Source organism: Agrobacterium salinitolerans (assembly GCF_027498475.1).
GTDB classification, from domain to species: domain Bacteria; phylum Pseudomonadota; class Alphaproteobacteria; order Rhizobiales; family Rhizobiaceae; genus Agrobacterium; species Agrobacterium salinitolerans.
The window spans coordinates 402,765-422,634 of sequence record NZ_JAPZLN010000002.1 but is presented as its reverse complement, the minus strand read 5'-3'; the positions used below and the strand labels follow the sequence as shown (position 1 = coordinate 422,634).

The following is a 19,870-nucleotide window of genomic DNA, read 5'->3' as shown; positions in this document are numbered from 1 at the left end:
TCATGCATTTCGAAACGACCAAAGACGGCTTCACGCTCGCGATCGGCAACCGCACAATCCTTTCCCATTCGCCCGATAAACCGGCCTTCTTCGCCGGTTTCGGCAAGGAACGAATGGACATGTATCGTGGCAATTTCGATATCGAAGACTATGTCATCGAGAGAACGGCCCTGCGCCATGCCGAGGTGAGTGGCGACAGCGTCACGCTCTCATCCGCGCCAGGACAGGCGCCACGCCTTCGCCTGACGCTCGATGGCAACGCGATCAGCCTGACGGCGCTGGACGAGACGATCAATCGCCTCTGGCTGCGTATCGTCGCGGAGGCGGACGAGCATGTCTGGGGCGGCGGCGAGCAGATGTCCTATTTCGACATGCGCGGCCGGCGCTTCCCGCTCTGGACCTCCGAGCCCGGGGTCGGCCGCGATAAGACCACCGAAATCACTTTCAAGTCCGATGTCAGCGGCAAGGCGGGTGGCGATTATTACAATACCAACTACCCGCAGCCGACTTACCTGTCGTCGCACAAATACGCCCTGCACGTGGAGACAAGCGCCTATTCGGTCTTCGATTTCCGCAACGGCGATTTCCACGAGATCGAAATCTGGGCCACCCCCGAAAAGATCGAATTCTTCGCCGGCGATCATTTCACCGATATCGTGTCTGCGCTTTCACTGCGGTTCGGCCGCCAGCCGGAATTGCCGGAATGGATTTATGGCGGTGCGATCATAGGGTTAAAGGACGGCGTCAACTCCTTCACCAGACTGGAGAAAATCCGGGCGGCCGGAACGAAGGTATCTGGCCTGTGGTGCGAGGACTGGGTGGGTCTGCGCCAGACATCCTTCGGCGCCCGTCTGTTCTGGGACTGGCAGGCGAATGAGACCCGCTACCCGCATCTGCGCCAGAAGATTGCGGAGCTTGCCGATCAGGGCATTCGTTTCCTCGGTTACGTGAACCCCTATCTCTGCGTCGACGGCCCGCTTTTCCCGGTCGCCGAAAAAGCCGGCTATTTCGCAACCGACGCCGATGGCAAAACGGCGCTGGTGGATTTCGGCGAGTTCGATTGCGGCGTAGTCGATTTCACCAATCCGGCCGCCGCCGACTGGTTCGCCGAAGAGATCATCGGCAAAAACATGCTCGATTTCGGCCTCTCCGGCTGGATGGCCGATTTCGGCGAATATCTGCCGATCGACATCACGTTGTCCAACGGCGTCGATGCCAAGCTGATGCACAATGCCTGGCCAACGCTCTGGGCCGAGGTCAACGCGAAGGGCGTCGAAAATCGGGGCAAGACCGGTGAAGCACTGTTCTTCATGCGGGCCGGCTTCACCGGTGTGCAGGCCCATTGCCCGCTGATCTGGGGCGGCGACCAGTCGGTAGACTTCTCCCGTCACGACGGCCTTGTCACCGTCATCTGCGGCGCGCTCTCCTCCGGCCTCATGGGCAATGCCTATCACCATTCCGACATTGGCGGTTACACCAGCCTGTTCGGCAATGTCCGCACAGCGGAACTCATCATGCGCTGGACGGAGATGGCCGCCTTCACGCCGGTCATGCGCACCCACGAGGGCAACCGGCCGCGCGACAATCTCCAGATCGATCAGGATGAAACGGTTCTTTCCCATTTCGCCCGCATGACATCCATCTATGTCGCGCTGGCCCCCTATCTGAAATCGCTCTCCGCGGAAGCGGCAAGAACAGGCCTGCCGGTGCAACGTCCGCTCTTCTTGCATTACGAAAATGATCGCCAGACCTTTGCGATTCAGGACTGCTATCTTTACGGGCCGGACATACTTGTCGCACCTGTGTGGAAAGCGGGTGAAACGCAACGCTCGCTCTATCTTCCGGGCGACGGTGAATGGGTACACCTGTGGAGCGGTGCGCATTATCCCGGCGGACACAACGTCACCGTGGCGGCGCCGCTCGGCGAACCAGCGGTGTTCTATCGTGCAGATAGCAGCCATCGTCCGCTGTTTGAGCAGCTTCGCACAATCAACTGAACGATAGCCGAGGTCGTCCCTGTCATCACCCCGTCAGACGGGGTGATGTTATGGCCTTCTTGAAAAGCGCGGTCATCGCATCGCTGATGCCCTGCGACGGGCTAACTTCGAAGAACAGGCCCGGAGAAGCGCAGGACTGCATGCGCGTGCCGATTTCCGGCTGAAACGGCTTGATCCAGCTATTGTACCAGTCATTGGTCGGCAGCGGCAGGTAGGTGGTGTAGAGCACGGCGATGCGAAAACCCTTTTCTTTCAGCTTCGTGCAATATTTGACGTCGATCGGTTCCTGACAGCGGCCGCTCGTCGTTTTTTTGGTGCAGGTCGATGGCTTATAGCTATCGCCGACACCATCGGTCACGAAGAAGACGATCTTTTCCGGGCTCGCCGAACTCGCGCCCGTGCCGGAGGTGCCGATCTTGTCCCCGATCTGGGTCAGTGCCCGGTCGAAATCCGTCTGCTGGTCGTTGTTGAATCCCTGCTTGGGGATAGACATGAGATCAACTTCAGCGGCTTTCTTCTTCGCCGTCGCCAGATCCGACGTGAGCGGTACGACCTCAAGCAGCTTCGTATCTTCGGCTTTCTCTCCAAAGGAATAGACTGCCATGCGATATTGATTGCTGCTTTTGCGCATGGACTTCGCCGTGTCCATAAGGCTCGCTGTTGCCTTTGCGACCACATTGATGCGCGTCGTCACGCCGAGACTTTTCGCCTTATAATAATAGCTGTTCGTATCCACGACACCGTCTTTCACGATGTGACAGGCGAAAGCACATTTGTCGCTCGTATTCGCGACCATGGTGGCAACGTCGGTTGGCGTGGCGCCGACGCCCATTGAGGGGGTGTTATCAAGAAGCACATAGAAGTCGCTGAATGTTTCCGTCTCGTATTTGGCGGTCGCCTTGCCCGAAACGGTAATGAGATCCTCCCCGAGTATCCGTGAAAGCGTCGTGTCAATGGAAGCCTTGAAGCTGACCGAGGATTCGATCGCGTTACCGTGCTTGGTCACCGACACATCCAGAGACAGAAGCTTGTAATCGGGATTGGACCGCTCATTGCTTTCAAAGAATGCGGAGGCGTCATCAGCGCCGAGCGAAATGACGCCATCGCCCGACATTTCCTTCGCCTTTTGAACACTCGACGATGTATCGGCAACCACCGCAAGGGCTGCGGCATCCGCTGCCATCTGCAGATCGGATTTTACGGCCATGCTGTGAGTCACATCCAGCGCAACGCCGGCCGTACCGATGAGCGGCACCAAAAGCAAAGCAGTTAGAATTCCGAAATTTCCTGATCTATCCTGCCAGATATTTTTCAAATCTGCCCCCATAGCGCTTTTGGAGACAGAACTTAGAAAAAGAATGTTGAAGGGCAGTTTCAAAGGATAACTAATTTTCGATAAATCTAATTTCCTAAATAACTAAATACCGATCCAACCAGCCTTCCGCTATGCTGGTCATCAGTTGGTCAGGCGTGGCGAGCTGATCGCCTTTTTAAAAAGCGCCGACATGGCCTCGCTGATGCCCTGCGAAGGACTGACCTCGAAGAACAGGCCAGGGGAGGCGCAGGCTTGCATGCGCGGGCCGATTTCCGTTTCGAATGGTGCGATCCAATTCTTGTAGTGAGGATTATCAGGAAGCGGCAGATACGTCGTGTAAAGCACGGCGATACGGAATCCTTGTTTCTTGAGGTTGTCGCACAGCTTGGTGTCTATGGGTTCCTGGCAGCGTCCATTCCAAATCTTTTTCTTGGTACATGCGGCCTTTGCAGCATCGGCCACGCCATCCGACACGAAGAACAGGATTTTTTCAGGTGTAGCGGAACTCGCGCCATTCCCCGATGTTCCCATCTTCGGTATGATTCTCGTCAGTGCACGGTCGAAATTCGTATGCTGGTCGCTTTTGTAATGATGGTCTGGAACTGACATCAACTCAATTTCTTTGACCTTTTTTTTGGCCCCCTGCAAATCCGAGGTGCGCGAGACAATTTCCGGAAGGTCTTTGTTAAAAAAGGCATCCTCTGCTGTCTTTCCAAAAGTATAGACCGCAATGCGATACTGGTCGGGTCTTTTGCGAGTGTCCTCGGCAGTATCCATTAAGCTTGCGGTTGCCTTTGCGACCACGTCAATGCGCGTCGTCGCGTTTATGTAACCTCGGGCCTTCGGATCCTTGTTTCTGAGCCGGAAATAGCTGCTGTTGGGATTGGAAGACCCGTCTGGCAATGAGAGATGGCAGGCGAACTCACAACCGAGGGCAACTTTCATCGTTGCCACATCGGCGGGCGTTGCGCCGACACCCATGGAAGGCGAGTTATCGAGCAGCAGATAGAAATCGGTATAGGTTTCCGTCTCATATTTGGCAGTTGCACTGCCGGAGACAGTCAGGAAATCCTTTCCCAGTACTCTGGAGAGCGTTGTATTAAGCGAAGCCTTAAAACTCACTGACGATTCGATCACGGTGCCATTCTTCTTCACCTGTACATCGAGCGCCAATAGGCGATATTCCGGGTTCCCTCGCTGATTGCTGTGAAAAAAAGCCTCAGCCTCTTCCTTTCCGACCGAAATGACGCCGTTGCTGGCCATTCGCCGTGCAGCCTCGGCACTGGCTGAACTTTCCGCAACCACGGCCAGAGCCGCAGAGTCCGCTGCCATCTGAAGATCGGATTTCACGCTCATGGCCCGAACGACATCCAGCGCAACGCCGGCAGATCCGACGATCAGTATGATCAACAGAGCACTAAGAATTGCAAAGTTTCCAGACTTGTCCCGCCAGATGTTTTTCAAGCTCATCTCCGAATTATCAGAATTCGGATGAGGTTTATTTGAGTGCCGTTGCGATATAGTTTATCGATATAACTAATTTACAATAAATTCGGTATTACTAATAACTATATTTAAGTAATATATATACGACCCATGATCTGTCAGCGGAGGCCGTTGACATTTTTAGATCATGTCCTACAAAACAATCTCTTCCGAGGGGAGCACCAGACGGTGCTGAGATGGCGTTGAGCCGGACCCTTGAACCTGATCCGGGTCATGCCGGCGTAGGAACGGAATTGTCGCGCCCAAGGGGCGCCGCCCTTTCTCCTTCTTCGCTTTGCCTGATCTCCGAGATTGCCACATCTGGAGACGAGTGACGATGCTGAAACCTTCCACCCTTCGCACACGGTGCGTCTGCGTCTGAGGTCCGGCTCATGCGTGCCACCCATGCACTGATCGGAGTCGGTCTTCTGCTGGTTTTCTGGCAGGCGGGAACGTGGCTGTTTTCACCGCCCCGCTATATCCTGCCATCGCCCGCCGATGTCGCTGGTGCGTTCTGGCGTCAGCCGGGCTTTCTGTTCGGGCAGGCACTGGTAACGCTCGGCGAAATGGCCCTCGGGCTTGTGGCGGGCGTCGCCGGCGGCATTGTCGTCGCCTTCACCATTGCCGCCATCCCGCGCCTCGGCCGTCTCGTCTGGCCCATGGTTCTGGTGTTGCAAGCCTTTCCGGTCTTCGTGCTCGCCCCCATCCTCGTCCTCTGGTTCGGTTTCGGCATGGCTTCGAAAGTGGTCATGACGGCTATCATCATATTCTTCCCCGTCGCCTCCGCTTTCACGGATGGCCTTAACCGCACCGATCGCGCCGTCCTCGACGCCGCCTCGCTGACTGAGGCGAGCCACTGGCAGATCCTTACCCGGTTGCGTGCGCCGCTGGCGTTGCCCTCGCTGATTTCAGGCCTCAGGGTCGCCGCGCCGCTTGCCCCGCTCGGCGCCGTCATCGGCGAATGGGTGGGCGCATCGGCCGGGCTCGGGTTTGTGATGATCCAGTCCAATGCCCGCATGCAGACCGACAGCATGTTCGCCGCCATGACCATTCTGGCCGTCATGGCGGTGCTGCTGCGGCTTGTCGTCGACTTATCGACAGTCCATCTGGCTCCCTGGGCCAAGGAAACAGAACACACCATTCCTTTCAGATACTTGCGGAGACTTTCGGCACCATGAAACGAACTCTTCTTTCCCTCGTCGTCGCAGCGGCAAGCGTACTAGCACCCATGCAATCTGAGGCGGCCGACAAGCTCACCGTATTGCTCGAATGGTTCGTGAACCCGGATCATGCGCCGATGGTGATCGCCAGGGAACGCGGCCTGTTTGCCGATGCCGGGCTGGAGGTGGAACTGGTTCCGCCCGCAGACCCCTCCGCCGTGCCGCGCCTCGTCTCGGCAAGGCAGGCCGATATCGGCGTGCATTACCAGCCGAACCTCTATCTCGATCACGACGCCGGCCTGCCGCTCGTGCGTTTCGGTACGCTGGTCGAAACCCCGCTCAACACTGTCACCGTTTTGGCCGATGGTCCGATCAAGAGCCTGAAGGACCTGAAAGGCAAGAAGGTCGGCTTTTCCGTTTCCGGCTTCGAAGACGCCATGCTGAAGCGCATGCTGGAAAAGGACGGGCTGACGAAGGACGATGTCGAACTCGTCAACGTCAACTTCTCGCTTTCGCCGTCGCTGATCGCCGGCAAGGTGGATGCCACGCTGGGTGGCTTCCGCAATTTCGAGCTGACGCAGATGAAGCTAGAGGGACATGAAGGCCGCTCCTTCTTCCCGGAGGAACATGGCGTGCCGGCCTATGACGAGCTGATCTTCGTCACCCATCGCGATCTTGTAAAAGACGGCCGCCTGCCGCGTTTCCTCTCCGCGGTGGAACAGGCAGCGATCTTCATCACCAACCACCCGCAGGAAGCCTGGCAGCTTTTCATCAAGGCCTATCCTAACCTTGATGACGCGCTGAACAAGCAGGCCTTCTTCGATACGCTGCCGCGCTTCGCCAAGCGTCCCTCCGCACTCGACCGCGCGCGTTACGCCCGTTTCGGGGCTTTCATGCAGGAGATGCAGCTGATCAAGCAGGCGCCGGCGGCGGACGACATTGCCGTGGAACTGCAACAGCCATGACCAGGACTTATCCAACAGCAACAAAGGCCGCCGACATACTGGAGCGCGTGCGCAACACGCGCCCGCGCGTGCATTGCCTGATGAACACCGTGGTGCAGAAATTCACCGCAGACGGCATCACCGTCGTCGGCGGCATTCCTTCCATGACCACCTCGCTCGAGGAAATCGAGAGTTTCGTGGCCAAGGCAGATGCGCTGACTGTCAATCTCGGCACGCTGGATGCAGAACGGCGCAAGGTCATCCGGCTGGCGATCGAGATCGCCAATGCATCCGGCAAGCCGTGGATCGTCGACCCCGTGCATTGCGACTACTCACCGACGCGGCTGGAGTTCGCGCGCGAACTCATCGCACTTTCCCCGACTATCGTGCGCGGTAATCACGCCGAAATGAGCCTGATCGGCGATGTGTCTGATGTGGTGAGGATCGAGACCGGGCCTGTGGATCACCTCGGCGACACAACCCGCAGCGTCAGGATCGTCAACGGCCATCCGTGGATGGCGAAGGTGACGGGAACGGGCTGCCTTTCGGGCGGCGTCATCGCCGCCTTCATGGCGGTGGAAAAGGACGCGTTGACAGCGGCCGCCGCCGCCCTTGCCGTCACCGGCGTTTCCGCCGAACTTGCGGCCAAGCACGCCGGAGGCCCCGGCACCTTCGAACCGGCGTTTCTCGATGCGCTTTCCGAGATTTCCGCCGGGGACGTCACAAATCACGCGAGGATAGAGCATGAATAAGGTTGATTACCGCCTCAACGCGCTGGTCGACGCAAGCCTTAGCGATGTCGCGCCGCTGCCGGAGCTTGCTCTGGCAGCCGCACTCAATGGCGCGACTATTCTGCAATATCGCGACAAGCACGGCTCGACGCGGGAGATGATCGAAAACGCCCGCACCATTCATGAGGCCATCGCCGGCACCGGCGTGCCGCTGGTCATCAACGACCGGGTGGATGTGGCCCTCGCCTCGGGCGCCGATGGAGTGCATCTCGGCGCCGACGACATGGACGCCAAAACCGCAAGGCGCATTCTCGGCGAAAAGGCGATCATCGGCCTCACCGTCAAGAATCGCACTGATGCCGAACGGGCAGCCTCAATGCCCGTCGATTATGCTTGCATCGGCGGCGTGTTCGAAACCGTTTCCAAGGTCAATCCGGACAAGCCGGTCGGCATAGACGGTTTTACCACGCTGCGCGCCCTTTTGAAGGAGTGGAGGCCGGATATGCCGGTGGGCGCTATCGCCGGAATCGATCTTGCGCGTGTGCCGTCCGTCATCGAGGCGGGCGCAGATGGTGTCGCGGTCATTTCCGCCATTTTCCGCGCGGGCAATATTGCCAGCGCGACCAAGGACTTCCGCTCCGCAATTGACGCCACGCTGAAAGCGAGACAGCCATGACAGCCATTGCATTGACCATTGCCGGTTCCGACAGCGGCGGCGGCGCAGGTATTCAGGCGGATATCAAGACCTTCTCCGCACTCGGCGCCTATGCCGCCAGCGTCATCACTGCCATCACCGCCCAGAACACCAAAGGCGTGACGACGGTCGAGGATGTTTCGGTCGCCACCATTATTGCGCAGATGGATGCGGTATTATCCGATCTCGCCATCAATGCGGTGAAGATCGGCATGGTATCGCGGATCGAAACCATCGCCGCCATCGCGGAACGGCTCCGGGGGCAATCTCAACCGGTGGTGCTGGACCCGGTCATGGTAGCGACCTCCGGTGACAGGCTGCTGCATGAAGACGCCATCGAGACATTGCGGCGCGACTTGCTGCCGCTCGCGACCATCGTTACGCCGAACCTGCCGGAAGCGGCGCTGCTGACCGGGACCTCCATGGCGAAGACGGATACCGAGATCGCCCAGCAGGCTGAATTGATCCTGAAGGCGGGCACAAAAGCCGTGCTCATCAAGGGCGGCCATGGTGATGGGCCTGAGAGCACGGATTATCTGTTTGCGGATGGCGCCATGCAGGCGCTTTCCGCGCCGAGGGTCGAGACGAAAAACGACCACGGCACCGGCTGCACACTGGCGGCGGCGATTACGGCTCATCTTGCAAAGGGATATGAATTAAGGGAGGCGGTTGAGCTTTCGAAGGATTATCTGAATGGGGCGCTCGATGCCGGGCGGGGCCTTGCTGTTGGGAACGGGCGGGGGCCAGTGCATCATTTTTATCGGTGGTGGGGGTGATATCGATATGTGGAGCGTGGGGCTTACCCCCATAGGCGCGAACTTAAGGTGACGAATGCGGAATGATTTCCATTGACGATGCCAAGTTACCCTTTAGGCTGCTGGAAACAGTGAAGGGGATCAGCTCGAGATGGCAATGCCGCTTTTGGTTCGTAACCGAAACTATCGCCTGCTTCTCACGGCAGGAACGCTTACAAACCTTGGCGACGGAGTGATTGTTCTGGCGCTGCCTTGGCTCGCTACGCTGATGTCACGCGATCCGCTCGCGATTGCTGCTGTAGCAGCTGCCGGCAGCATGCCTTGGCTGCTGTTTGCACTGCCGTCAGGCGTGATCATTGACCGAACTGACCGCCGCAAGTTGATCGCGCGTGCAGACATGATCCGGGCGGGGATCGTAATTGCTATCATGATGCTCGCTTTGAGCGAGCCGGTGGCCGGGGCTGTGTGGCTGCTGGCCGGCCTCGCCTTTCTTCTCGGCTCTGCCGAGGTAATGCGGGACAACGCTGCTCAAACAATTTTGCCGTCTATTGTCGCACCAGCAGATCTGGAGGTTGCCAATGGTCAGATGTGGAGCGCAGAGCAACTAATGGGCCAGTTCATTGGCCCCCCGCTCGCAGGCGTACTGATCGGGCTGGGTATCGCGGTGCCTTTTGGCCTGGATGCTGCAGCGCTAGTGCTTGCAGCCGGCATGGTCTGGCTCATTACATTGCCACCTCAACTGACGAACTCTGCGCGGTTTTGGCCCGCTTTGGTTGAGGGCATAAACTGGATGCGAAAAGATCGCCTCCTGTTCAGGTTGGCCGTGACCTTGGGAATGGTGAACTTCCTGTTTTCGATGGCGACGACAATCATTATTCTGTTTTCCCAGGAGATTTTGGGGCTGTCTGCCGCCGAGCACGGATTCTTGCTGTCCGTGGCTGCGGCAGGCGCGGTAGCTGGCAGTCTGGGAGCGCCGCTCATCACAAGACGGATTGGCGCGCAGGCGGCGCTATACCTCTCGTTCCTGACATGGGGAATGGCATACGCAGCCATTGGTTTCAGCTCCGCTGCGTGGGTGGTCGGCGCAGCAATTGCCTTGTTTATGGCGGCATCCATGCTTTGGAACGTAATCACCGTGTCATGGCGCCAGCGCCGCATTCCGGCAGAACTGCTGGGGCGTGTAAACAGCATTTACCGCTTCTTCGGCTGGGGATCGATGCCTCTTGGTGCGATCGCTGCTGGGATATTGGTGTCGCTGATCGAGAACGAGGCCGGGCGCGAAATGGCTCTTCGCGGGCCGTTCGTTCTGGCGGCCGTCGGCTACTTAATTTTGTTGGTTTACGCCAGATTGAAGCTGAGACTGCAGTAGGCAGGAGTTGCGGTTGCGCCGTCACGACGCCCTTCTTGCCATACAAGATTGGTTCTGGCGCCGTCGCGGTGGGTCGCAGATATGTCGAACGACATCGGCGAAACGGGTAAGCGTCCGTCCTGGCGACAAACAAACAACGATGACATTCAGAAAATACCTGTCGAAGAAGGCTATGCAGCCGCCACAGCGATATTGAAGTCGTCGAAGCGGTTCGCATGCCCAAAGGGGGAGAGTCGAGAACGTCGTTGACGGCCTCGTCGATCATCAGCGCCAGGATCAGATGGGCCATCAACCAAATTCGCGCGAGCTGGGGGTCTTTGGCGGGAAGCTTGTCGATACCAAGCCCGCTTTTAAGCCGCTTGAAGGCAAGCTCGACCTGCCAGCGCAGACGGTACGTATCGAGGACGACTTCTGCGGTCATTGCGGATGACGGGGGCGAGGTTAGGACCATAATGAATCCCGCGGCCGCCATCGTCGTCGGCTGCATGGTCTGATTGTATCGCCGGCGTTGGTGGCCGCGCTTTGCCGTTTTCATTGCGCGCTCAGCCGCTTCCGCATCCTTTCGTTTTATGATGAGGCGCGCCCGAAAAAGCGGTTTGCCTTTTCCCCGTTGTTTGCGACCGGAATGTTCGACGAAGACATCGATCTCACGGATGTCCCCATCTTCATAGGCGCGTAAATCGCGTTCCAGTCGACCGGGTTCCCATCCAGGGTGACCAGGCGTATGGAGTGCCATCCGGAGCGGACGATGAAATCAGCGCCGGTGGCAAGCAGCTTTGCCAAAGACGGCGCACGGGCATAAGCGCGGTCTCCGATAAAAATGTCGCCCTCTGTTATAGGCAGCCGGGTGAATGCCTCGCCGCCGTGCGCATCGGATACATCGAGATAGGTGAAGCGCGACCGGGACGGGTCGTAGGCAGCATGCACCCGGAAATCGAATTGGCATCGGCGATACAAAGGCGACGGCTACCAATGGAATGCACGCCCGAGGAAGAGGTTGGCAAAAGGGCACCCGCGATCTCGCCCAACCAATCAGCCGCGCCACGCAAACGCTTCAGCAGGGCGACATCAGAAATCTGTGCAATGTCATTCGAACCAGCCCAGGTGGCAGCCGAGCGCAAGCTCATTCCTCCAGCGCCGTATGCCGAGGCCAGCCAGACGCAACAGGGTAGCTGCATCGCCAACGCACCGCTTTCTCACAAGAGCATTGGAGGCACGCGCAGTCGCATCCAGATCGATGTGATTATTGATCTTCGATATCAGATTTTGCCAGTCGGCTTCGACGGAAATATTGCTTCGCATCTTCCCTATGAATCACATCTGGATTCCGCCGGTCCAGCCTTAAGTTAGCGCCTATGGGGCTTACCCCCCTCTGTCCTGCCGGACATCTCACCCTCAAGGGGGGGATATCGGATGAGGGTTCGGCCTCAGTTCCACGCGCTTTTTTCAGCGTAGTATCCTTGCCTGTTGGATGTATTGAGGAAGCCGCTTGTCGATCTCCCCCCTTGAGGGGGAGATGTCCGGCAGGACAGAGGGGGGGGGGGTGGCCGCATACACTACCGCGCCTTCGGCGTCGCCAGCACATTCCGGATCGCAAAGCTCGAATGAATGCGCGAAACCCCTGGCAGTTTCGACAGGATTTCCTTGTGAATCCGCTCGAAATCCCCCGCACTTTCCGCCTCGCAGCGCAGGAAATAATCCGATCCTCCTGTCATCAGATAACATTCGCGGATTTCCGGATATCGCCGCACCGCATTTTCGAAACGGTTGAGAAAATCCTCCGTCTGGCGGTCGAGCGTAATCTGCACGATGACCGAAATCACCTCGCCGCCAGCAAGGCCGCTGGTCAGCGCCGTATAACCGCGGATGATCCCTTCCCGCTCGAGAATATCGACGCGGCGAAGGCAGGCGGACGCAGATAGCCCGACTTCTGCTGCCAGTTTCGCATTGCTGATGCGGGCATTGAGCCGAAGCAGACGGATGATATGGCGGTCAGTCGCATCGAGTGACGACATAGGAAATTCCAATAATGAGAGTAAAATTGCTCTATTATGTAATTTGTCGCATATTATTCGAATAATTGCCAAGAAATTCGACAATCATTGCAATACCCTCATGGGATAAAAATGAGGGTGAACGACCATGGACATGCAGATCAGCCGCCAGCAGGCAGCCGGTGGTGCAAGCGGCCAGCTGACCATCGATCTCGGCGCATTGCGGGACAACTACCTTAGCCTTGCCGCCCTGGCCCCCGTATCGCAAACGGCGGCGGTCGTGAAGGCCGATGCCTATGGCCTTGGCGCGGATATCGTCTCGCAGACCCTGTTCGAGGCGGGTTGCCGGAATTTTTTCGTCGCCCACATCGACGAGGCGCTGGCACTCAGGATCCGGCTTTCGGCAGAAGCGCAGATTTTTGTCCTCAATGGTCTGCAGCCCGGCAACGAGACCTCCTGCGCCGCCATGGCCATCACACCGGTTCTGAACTCGCTGGAACAGATCGCCCAATGGTCGAGCCATGCCAAAAAGCTCGGCAAGACGCTCACCGCCGCCGTGCAGATCGATACCGGCATGTGCCGCCTTGGGCTCTCCCCCGAAGAGCTTGAACTCCTCTCCGCCCAGCAGCAGCTGCTTGATGGAATTGAGATCACCTTCGTCATGAGCCATCTCGCCTGTGCCGACGAGCCGGATCATGTTTCCAATGCCGCGCAGCTTGCCGTCATGCGCAAGGCCGCCACCGCCTTTCCCGAGACGCCGGTCTGTTTTTCCAATTCGGGCGGCATTTTTCTCGGCAACGACTATCATAACGCTCTACTGCGCCCCGGCATCGCGCTTTATGGCGGTGCGCCTTCCGCTGCCGGCCCCAACCCGATGAAGCCGGTCGTCCGTCTCGATCTCGCCGTCATCCAGACCCGCACCGTTCCCGCTGGCTCGCTGGTCGGTTACGGCGGCTCTTTTACGGCGAGCGGTCCGACGCGGCTTGCGACCATCGCTGCCGGTTATGCCGATGGCTTGCCGCGTTCGCTCAGCAATCGCGGCGCGGCGTGGTATAATGGCGTGCGCCTGCCGATTGCCGGGCGCGTTTCGATGGACAGCATCATTCTCGACATATCCGCCCTGCCCGAGGCAACATTGACGCAGGGCAGTCTCGTGCAGATGATCGGGCCGGACCAGACACTGGAAGACATTGCCGAGGATGCGGGCACGATTGCCTATGAGATCCTGACCGGTCTCGGCCGCCGTTACCGCCGCAGCTACATTCAGCCGGGCATGTGCCCGACAACCGCTTCAATATCAGCCAATCACAAGTGAGACGATCATGAACGTCACTATCCTCGGAGCCGGCGTCGTCGGCGTGACATCTGCCTGGTATCTGGCCAAAGCCGGACACAAGGTGACGGTGATTGACCGCCAGCCGGCCGCAGCGCTCGAAACCAGCTTTGCCAATGCCGGCGAGGTTTCCCCCGGTTATTCATCGCCCTGGGCTGCCCCCGGCATTCCGATGAAGGCGATGAAATGGCTGTTCATGAAACATGCACCGCTGATCATTCGCCCAACCGCCGACCCGGCCGCCTGGCGCTGGATGAGCCAGATGTTGCGCAACTGCACCTCGGCGCGTTACGCCATCAACAAAAGCCGCATGGTGCGCGTTGCCGAATATAGCCGTGATTGCCTGATGGCGCTTCGCGAAGAGACCGGCATCGAATATGACCAGCGCATGCAGGGCACGCTGGAGGTGTTCCGCACCCAGAAACAGTTCGACGCCATCGGCAAGGATGTGGACGTGCTGACGGCGGGCGGCGTGCCTTTCGAGATTCTCGACCGCGACGGCTGCGCCGCCATCGAACCCGGCCTTGCCCCCGCCAAGGAAAAGATCGTTGGCGGCCTGCGTTTGCCGGGCGACGAGACCGGCGATTGCTTCATGTTCACGACTGAACTTGCCCGCATGGCAGAAGAAGCCGGCGTTACCTTCCTTTACGATACCGGCATCATGCGCCCCATCGTTGAAGCAGGACGCATCAAGGCCGTGGAAACCACCCGGGGGCTGGTGGAGGCCGATATTTTCGTCGCCGCACTCGGCAGCTATTCGCCGCAATTCCTGCGCCAGCTTGGCCTTACTCTGCCGGTTTACCCGGTCAAGGGTTACTCCATCACGGTTCCGATCGTGAAAGAGGAGCGCGCGCCCGTTTCCACGGTCATGGACGAAACGTTCAAGGTGGCGATCACCCGTCTCGGCTCGCGCATCCGCGCCGGTGGCATGGCGGAAATCGCCGGCTTCAGCAAGGATTTGCCGGCCGCACGCCAGGAAACGCTCGCCCATTCGGTGGAAGACCTGTTCGGCGGCGCCGGCGATCAGAACCAGGCGAAATTCTGGTGCGGCCTGCGCCCGATGACGCCCGATGGCACGCCTGTCATCGGCGCCACCCGCTACAGCAATCTCTATCTGAATACCGGCCACGGCACGCTCGGCTGGACCATGTCCTGCGGCTCGGCCCGGGTGCTTGCCGACCTGATCAGCGGAAACAAGCCGGAGATCGACACGCACGATCTGGCCATTAGCCGTTACGCCGCCTGAGGCGGAACAGAAAAGCCCCTTCCCGCCGGCAAGGCGGGACAGGCGGCGATCAAAGCGCCAGCGCGTCCCTGAGCGCCAACCCTTCCTTCATGCGAAGGTCGAGATCGGCTTCGATGTGGTCGAGGTGCCGGAGCATCAGCGCACGGGCTTTTGCCGCATCCTTCGCCTCCAGCGCATCCAGAAGGTCGGCATGGTCATTATGGCCGCAGCTAGAGACACCCGAGCGACCGTAAAGCGCAATGACCAGCGATGAACGGGCCACCAGCTCATCCATGAATTTCTCGAGAATGGCATTGCCGGCAAGCGCGGCGAGCATCAGGTGAAAATCGCCCGACGCCTTGATCTCCGCGCGTCTGGCGGTTGGGCCGCGCTCAAGCTGGTGGCGGCTTTCCTCGACCAGATGTTCCCTCAGCTTCTTCGCCGCCGCAGGGGTGATTTTTTCTATCGCCGCATCCACCACGCCGGGTTCGATCAGCCGGCGCGAGGCAAAAACCTGTCGCGCCTCATCCGGCGTCGGGTTGGATACGAAAGCGCCCCGGTTTCGCTCTGCCTTGACCAGCCCCTCATAGGCCAGCATCTGAAGCGCTGCGCGTACTACCGTGCGGCTCACCTCGAACAGGGTTCCGACTTCCGCTTCCGACAGTTTCGTCCCCGGCGCAAGCCGCCGGTCGACAATGGCGTCACGCAGCGTATCACGAATGGCCTGGGCACGGTCTTCATGCGAGGAATCGGGATTGACGGTTATGTGGGAAAGGCTCATCGGTGCGTCCTGTTTCATCCTGAGTTCTAGCGCGAAGTACGGCGCGCGCAAACAGGAATTGCGGGCCGCCGCCCGTCCGCCACAATTCATTCAGCGCCCGTTCAGCAGCCGGGCTGTATTTCCTTAACCATCGAATTTGCAGCTGGCAGCGCCTTGCCACTTGGATGGAAGAAAACACCATGTCGTCCTTCGCAGCTAAAACAGTTCTGACAATCGCTGTCGCCGCCGCTACCATTGCTCCCTTCAGCAGCGCATCCGCCGGCGACTGGGATCGCCACGACCGTCGCGATGCCGCCATTCTGGGTGGCGTCCTCGGTCTTGCCGCCGGTGTCGCCGTTGGTTCGGCAATGGCGCGCCCGGCGCCGGTGGACGATGAGCGCGTCTATATCGACCCGCCCCGTCGTTATGAGCCGAGCTACGTCTATGAAGAGCCGGATTATCGCTATTATCAGCCGGCACCACAGCCGGTTTATCGCCCCGCTCCGGTCTATCGTCCGGCACCGGTTTACCGCGCCCAGCCGGTCTATGACACCAATCCCGGTTATTACCAGCCGCGCCGGACCTACCGTACCATCGAGCCTTGGACAAATGCCTGGTACGATTATTGCTCGCAGCGCTATCGCAGCTTCAACAGCCGGTCCGGCACCTATGTCGGTAACGATGGTCAGCGCCATTTCTGCGTAGCGGGTTGATCGGGAAGACCGCCAACATAAATACTCCCGTTATTGTCAGGCCGCGGACAGAAACGTCCGCGGCTTTTCCATGAGCGCCCCGCGCTACCTCACGCCGTACCGCTCTTCACATAATCCGCCCGGTTAATGCCGTGGCGCTGCAGCTTGTCGTAAAAGGTCTTGCGGGCGATGCCGAGCGTTGCGATGGTATCCGCCACGTCTCCGTTCGACTGCTCCAGCGTTTCACGGATGATATTGGCCTCGATCTCGTCCATGCGCTCCGGCAGGGTGCCGGAAGCGGGAATAGCGGATTGCGAAGCGGAGGTAGCCGCCGGTTCCGCCTCCAGGCCCAGCACCACCCTTTCGGCGAAATGCCCGAGTTCCCGAACATTGCCCGGCCAATCATGCTCCTGAAGCCGGCGGGACGTGCCGGCGCTGATTTGTGGCACCGGCATGTTGAAGCGGTTGGCAGCCTTGGTGACGAAATGGGAAAACAGGAGTGGAATATCCGCCTTGCGTTCGCGCAGGGGCGGAATGGACAAGGTCACCACGTTCAGCCGGTAATAGAGATCCTCGCGGAAGCTGCCGCGCTCGGCCGGATCGCCGAGATCGACCTTGGCCGCCGCCACCACACGGATATCGACCGACCTTTCCTCATTCGACCCGAGCGGCGAGACTTCACGCATTTCCAGCACACGCAGCATCTTCACCTGAACCGCAAGCGGCATGCTTTCGATCTCGTCGAGAAACAACGTACCGCCGCTGGAATGTTCGATACGGCCGACACGCTTTTTCTGTGCACCGGTAAAAGCCCCCGGCTCATGGCCAAAAAGCTCGCTTTCGATCACCGTTTCCGGCAACGCGCCACAATTCAGCGCCACGAAATTGCCTTTTGAGCGCTTCTTGCTCCAGCGATGCAATGCCGTTGCCACCACTTCCTTGCCGCTGCCCGTTTCCCCCGCCACCAGCACATCCACATCCGTATCGGCTATGTGGCGAAGCGTGGTGCGCAGGCGCTCCATGGCGGGCGTCTGCCCGATCAGCGGCAGATCGTCTTCCGCCTGTCCCGCAGCCCGGCGAAGCACACGGTTTTCCAGCACGAGACGGCGCTTTTCCAGCGCCCGGCGCGCGCTTTCCACCATTCGTTCGGCGGGAAAAGGTTTCGCGATGAAATCATAAGCGCCATTGTGAAGCGCATCGACGGCCATCGGCACATCGCCATGGCCGGTGATGAGGATGACAGGTAGATCGGCGTCGATCTTGCGGACATGGTCGAAGAATTCGAGACCCGTCATGCCGGGCATACGAACATCCGTGATGATGATGCCGTCGAAATCCTCGTTGAGGGCCGCAAGCGCCTGCTCGGCCCTTGAAAAGGATGTGACCGGCAATCCGTCGAGTTCCAGCGTCTGCACCATCGCCTTACGCAGCTGGGAATCGTCGTCCACCAGAAATATGGTTCCACCTGCCATCATGTCATGCTCGCTTCAGATATACGGAAAAAGACGTGCCCGCCCCGCTGCTCGTCACCTCGATACGACCGCCATAATCGGAAGCGATATCGTTGGAGATAACGAGGCCGAGGCCGAGACCGCTTTCCTTTGATGTATTAAAGGGCGAAAAGAGCTGGGCGCGGATGGCCTCCGGAATGCCGGTGCCATTGTCGCTGACCGAAATCACGACCATGTCACCCTCCTCTCGCACACGGACCTCGACACGCGCGGTCTCAATCGTTTCCGTGGCTTCCAGCGCGTTTTGCAGGAGATTGATGAGGATTTGCTCGAGCCTAATACGGCTGCCGAGCACCCTCAGATCCTGATCCGGCAAGGCGATATCCAGCGCGTCCATCTGCCCGGAGAACCGGCTGCGCAACAGCACGACCGCCCCTTCGATGACCAGTTTGACACTCACGGGTTCGGCCGCGGTGCGGCCCTTGCGCGCGAGTATCTTCAGGTCGGTGGTGATGGTGCCGATACGCTCGGTGAGGGCGGCGATATCTTCCAGATTTTCGGTGACTTCCGACAGCCGATCGCGTTTCAGCAAGGTGCGGGCATTATCGGCAAAGGCACGGATGGTCGCCACCGGCTGGTTGATTTCATGCGCCACACCCGCCGCCACCTGGCCCAGAATGGAAAGCCGGTTGGCCTGCACCAGCTCGTGCTGCACATTGCGTAACTCGCCGGTGGTCTTTTCATGCAGGGTAATTTCGGCCTGTAGATGATCGCGTGTTTTCGTCAGGTCGCGGGTGCGCTCCTGCACCTTCATTTCCAGCTCCGCGCGGGCCCGTTGCTCCTCTTCCTTTTCCTGGAGCGCCTTGTGCCTGCGCCACAGCCATAGGGCCGAAAGCGCCATCAGCGGCATCAGGGTCGCCAGCGCCACCACCCTGCCCTCGCGGATTGTGGCATTCAGCGTCGGTGCGACGGGCTGCAGATAATGCAGTGTCCATGACGTCGTCGGCACCGGCACTTCCAGTTGCAGATAATCGCCACGCTCCCGCCCCGGCCCATCGACATGGATGAGTGGTACGCCATCACCCGACGAACGGCTTGCCCGAAATGGCAGGGTCGCAAGTGTCTCATTGCCGAATTGCAGGCTTTCGGCAATGATCTTCCGCCGCGCCTCGTCGATGGGCGCAACGGTCTTGAACCGCCACTCCGGCACGCTCGTCATCAGCACGACGCCGTTCCTGTCGACCACGTAAACCGGTTTGCCGCCGATGTTCCAATCCGACTCCAGACGGTTGAATTCCACTTTGGCAATGACGACGCCGAGCGGCCGCCCGTCGCTGGCATCGATGCGGCGGGAAATATAAAGACCCGGCCGGCGGCTGACATTGCCGAGCGCATAATGTTCGGACATGCCCGTCTTCATCGCCGCCTGGAAATATTCGCGGAAGGCGTAGTTGGAGCCAACGAAGCTGTCGTCCTGCCGCCAGTTGCTGGAGGCAATGGTCAGCCCGGTCGGGCCGGTGACATAGATCACCGAGGACTGCGTGCCTTCGATCAGGCCTTCCAGCTTGCGGTTAAGACGGTCGAGTGCGGGTGGACCGCCGCCATCAAGCGCAGCGGCGAGATCCGGATCGCCGGAGAGAACCAGCGGAATGGCGCGCGGCCGCTCCAGCGCGACATTCAGGAGCGCAATCTTCAGTTCGGCATCCGTGGACGCCTCGGAGGCCGCAGTGCGTATCGCCTGACGGCGGGCAAACTCATCGGCCACGAGCAGCATGGCCAGGCTGACCAGAAGCCACAGGCCGGCCAGAGCCAGCCATTGCGCCCGCCGCTTCGCCTGGGAATGAGGTGCCTGATCCCGATAGGTCATGGGATGATTGTGCGGATTTACGCACAGACATCAAGATATTTTGTCCGGAATTCCGCACAAATGACCATGAGCCAGCGAGGCTTCAATAAAAACTACTT

At 59.3% G+C, this 19,870-nt stretch carries 18 protein-coding genes, 1 pseudogene and 1 riboswitch; of the genes and pseudogenes, 11 read left to right on the top strand and 8 right to left on the bottom strand.

Features of this window, described 5'->3' with window-relative positions:
* The first annotated feature begins 2 nt into the window (after positions 1–2).
* Positions 3–1,997 (top strand): alpha-glucosidase, encoded by a 1,995-nt coding sequence (locus O9X91_RS10700; protein ID WP_269834303.1) that lies wholly within the window; start codon positions 3–5, stop codon positions 1,995–1,997.
* Positions 1,998–2,022: 25 nt separating this feature from the next.
* Here O9X91_RS10700 and O9X91_RS10695 read toward each other — a convergent pair whose 3' ends face one another.
* The gene (locus O9X91_RS10695) at positions 2,023–3,312 is read right to left on the bottom strand and encodes a pilus assembly protein TadG-related protein (RefSeq protein ID WP_077984373.1); all 1,290 of its coding nucleotides are present in this window, start codon (positions 3,310–3,312) and stop codon (positions 2,023–2,025) included.
* A gap of 141 nt (positions 3,313–3,453) precedes the next feature.
* Positions 3,454–4,776 (bottom strand): VWA domain-containing protein, encoded by a 1,323-nt coding sequence (locus O9X91_RS10690; protein WP_142911888.1) that lies wholly within the window; start codon positions 4,774–4,776, stop codon positions 3,454–3,456.
* 184 nt (positions 4,777–4,960) lie between these two features.
* A riboswitch (TPP riboswitch) is annotated at positions 4,961–5,063 on the top strand.
* A gap of 126 nt (positions 5,064–5,189) precedes the next feature.
* Between O9X91_RS10690 and O9X91_RS10685 the strand changes: the two genes are divergently transcribed.
* From O9X91_RS10685 to O9X91_RS10660, 6 genes are all read left to right on the top strand, one after another.
* Positions 5,190–5,975, top strand: a complete 786-nt coding sequence (locus O9X91_RS10685) for an ABC transporter permease (protein ID WP_142911889.1) — start codon at positions 5,190–5,192, stop codon at positions 5,973–5,975.
* Entirely contained in the window at positions 5,972–6,922 is a 951-nt protein-coding gene (locus O9X91_RS10680) for an ABC transporter substrate-binding protein (RefSeq protein ID WP_162520329.1), read from the top strand. The genes O9X91_RS10685 and O9X91_RS10680 overlap by 4 nt, the downstream gene beginning before the upstream one ends.
* The gene (locus tag O9X91_RS10675; RefSeq protein WP_142911890.1) at positions 6,919–7,653 is read left to right on the top strand and encodes a hydroxyethylthiazole kinase; all 735 of its coding nucleotides are present in this window, start codon (positions 6,919–6,921) and stop codon (positions 7,651–7,653) included. Before O9X91_RS10680 ends, O9X91_RS10675 begins: the two co-directional genes overlap by 4 nt.
* Positions 7,646–8,308: a thiamine phosphate synthase gene (thiE, locus tag O9X91_RS10670; RefSeq protein WP_142911891.1), complete on the top strand. Its 663-nt coding sequence runs from the start codon at positions 7,646–7,648 to the stop codon at positions 8,306–8,308. Before O9X91_RS10675 ends, thiE begins: the two co-directional genes overlap by 8 nt.
* Positions 8,305–9,102, top strand: a complete 798-nt coding sequence (thiD, locus tag O9X91_RS10665; protein ID WP_142911892.1) for a bifunctional hydroxymethylpyrimidine kinase/phosphomethylpyrimidine kinase — start codon at positions 8,305–8,307, stop codon at positions 9,100–9,102. The genes thiE and thiD overlap by 4 nt, the downstream gene beginning before the upstream one ends.
* 130 nt (positions 9,103–9,232) lie before the next feature.
* The gene (locus O9X91_RS10660; protein ID WP_142911893.1) at positions 9,233–10,450 is read left to right on the top strand and encodes an MFS transporter; all 1,218 of its coding nucleotides are present in this window, start codon (positions 9,233–9,235) and stop codon (positions 10,448–10,450) included.
* A 325-nt stretch (positions 10,451–10,775) separates the two neighbouring features.
* Here the strand turns inward: O9X91_RS10660 and O9X91_RS23880 are convergent.
* Together O9X91_RS23880 and O9X91_RS10650 are read right to left on the bottom strand one after the other, a co-directional pair.
* Positions 10,776–10,922, bottom strand: a pseudogene (locus O9X91_RS23880) (transposase); the annotation flags it as partial.
* Between the two features lie 95 nt (positions 10,923–11,017).
* Positions 11,018–11,377: a hypothetical protein gene (locus O9X91_RS10650; protein ID WP_193559311.1), complete on the bottom strand. Its 360-nt coding sequence runs from the start codon at positions 11,375–11,377 to the stop codon at positions 11,018–11,020.
* A 45-nt stretch (positions 11,378–11,422) separates the two neighbouring features.
* Between O9X91_RS10650 and O9X91_RS10645 the strand changes: the two genes are divergently transcribed.
* Entirely contained in the window at positions 11,423–11,800 is a 378-nt protein-coding gene (locus tag O9X91_RS10645) for a hypothetical protein (protein ID WP_193559312.1), read from the top strand.
* A gap of 206 nt (positions 11,801–12,006) precedes the next feature.
* On the opposite strand, the gene O9X91_RS10640 is transcribed toward O9X91_RS10645, so the two are convergent.
* Positions 12,007–12,465 carry an Lrp/AsnC family transcriptional regulator gene (locus tag O9X91_RS10640; protein WP_003500727.1) on the bottom strand — a complete coding sequence of 153 codons (459 nt, stop codon included), beginning with the start codon at positions 12,463–12,465 and terminating at the stop codon, positions 12,007–12,009.
* A gap of 127 nt (positions 12,466–12,592) precedes the next feature.
* Between O9X91_RS10640 and alr the strand changes: the two genes are divergently transcribed.
* Positions 12,593–13,759, top strand: a complete 1,167-nt coding sequence (gene alr, locus O9X91_RS10635; protein ID WP_269833915.1) for an alanine racemase — start codon at positions 12,593–12,595, stop codon at positions 13,757–13,759.
* A gap of 7 nt (positions 13,760–13,766) precedes the next feature.
* Positions 13,767–15,023 carry a D-amino acid dehydrogenase gene (locus tag O9X91_RS10630; RefSeq protein ID WP_142911897.1) on the top strand — a complete coding sequence of 419 codons (1,257 nt, stop codon included), beginning with the start codon at positions 13,767–13,769 and terminating at the stop codon, positions 15,021–15,023.
* 49 nt (positions 15,024–15,072) lie between these two features.
* Here O9X91_RS10630 and O9X91_RS10625 read toward each other — a convergent pair whose 3' ends face one another.
* On the bottom strand, positions 15,073–15,783 hold the full coding sequence (locus O9X91_RS10625) for a GntR family transcriptional regulator (RefSeq protein ID WP_077984326.1): 711 nt from the start codon (positions 15,781–15,783) through the stop codon (positions 15,073–15,075).
* A gap of 179 nt (positions 15,784–15,962) precedes the next feature.
* Here O9X91_RS10625 and O9X91_RS10620 point away from each other — a divergent pair, with 179 nt between their 5' ends.
* Complete coding sequence (locus O9X91_RS10620) at positions 15,963–16,475, top strand: BA14K family protein (RefSeq protein WP_142911898.1); 513 nt, start codon at positions 15,963–15,965, stop codon at positions 16,473–16,475.
* Between the two features lie 89 nt (positions 16,476–16,564).
* Here O9X91_RS10620 and O9X91_RS10615 read toward each other — a convergent pair whose 3' ends face one another.
* Entirely contained in the window at positions 16,565–17,929 is a 1,365-nt protein-coding gene (locus O9X91_RS10615; RefSeq protein WP_269833916.1) for a sigma-54-dependent transcriptional regulator, read from the bottom strand.
* 1 nt (position 17,930) lies between these two features.
* Entirely contained in the window at positions 17,931–19,772 is a 1,842-nt protein-coding gene (locus tag O9X91_RS10610) for a sensor histidine kinase (protein WP_269833917.1), read from the bottom strand.
* Positions 19,773–19,870 lie beyond the last annotated feature (98 nt).

Excerpts from the sequence above, each read along its gene's own strand:
- O9X91_RS10620 (WP_142911898.1), top strand. The coding sequence starts at position 15,963 with ATGTCGTCCTTCGCAGCTAAAACAGTTCTGACAATCGCTGTCGCCGCC.
- O9X91_RS10615 (WP_269833916.1), bottom strand. The coding sequence starts at position 17,929 with ATGATGGCAGGTGGAACCATATTTCTGGTGGACGACGATTCCCAGCTG.
- O9X91_RS10625 (WP_077984326.1), bottom strand. The coding sequence starts at position 15,783 with ATGAGCCTTTCCCACATAACCGTCAATCCCGATTCCTCGCATGAAGAC.
- O9X91_RS10685 (WP_142911889.1), top strand. The coding sequence starts at position 5,190 with ATGCGTGCCACCCATGCACTGATCGGAGTCGGTCTTCTGCTGGTTTTC.
- alr (WP_269833915.1), top strand. The coding sequence starts at position 12,593 with ATGGACATGCAGATCAGCCGCCAGCAGGCAGCCGGTGGTGCAAGCGGC.
- O9X91_RS10675 (WP_142911890.1), top strand. The coding sequence starts at position 6,919 with ATGACCAGGACTTATCCAACAGCAACAAAGGCCGCCGACATACTGGAG.
- O9X91_RS10645 (WP_193559312.1), top strand. The coding sequence starts at position 11,423 with ATGGAATGCACGCCCGAGGAAGAGGTTGGCAAAAGGGCACCCGCGATC.
- thiD (WP_142911892.1), top strand. The coding sequence starts at position 8,305 with ATGACAGCCATTGCATTGACCATTGCCGGTTCCGACAGCGGCGGCGGC.
- O9X91_RS10700 (WP_269834303.1), top strand. The coding sequence starts at position 3 with ATGCATTTCGAAACGACCAAAGACGGCTTCACGCTCGCGATCGGCAAC.
- O9X91_RS10640 (WP_003500727.1), bottom strand. The coding sequence starts at position 12,465 with ATGTCGTCACTCGATGCGACTGACCGCCATATCATCCGTCTGCTTCGG.
- O9X91_RS10680 (WP_162520329.1), top strand. The coding sequence starts at position 5,972 with ATGAAACGAACTCTTCTTTCCCTCGTCGTCGCAGCGGCAAGCGTACTA.
- O9X91_RS10630 (WP_142911897.1), top strand. The coding sequence starts at position 13,767 with ATGAACGTCACTATCCTCGGAGCCGGCGTCGTCGGCGTGACATCTGCC.
- O9X91_RS10660 (WP_142911893.1), top strand. The coding sequence starts at position 9,233 with ATGGCAATGCCGCTTTTGGTTCGTAACCGAAACTATCGCCTGCTTCTC.
- O9X91_RS10610 (WP_269833917.1), bottom strand. The coding sequence starts at position 19,772 with ATGACCTATCGGGATCAGGCACCTCATTCCCAGGCGAAGCGGCGGGCG.
- thiE (WP_142911891.1), top strand. The coding sequence starts at position 7,646 with ATGAATAAGGTTGATTACCGCCTCAACGCGCTGGTCGACGCAAGCCTT.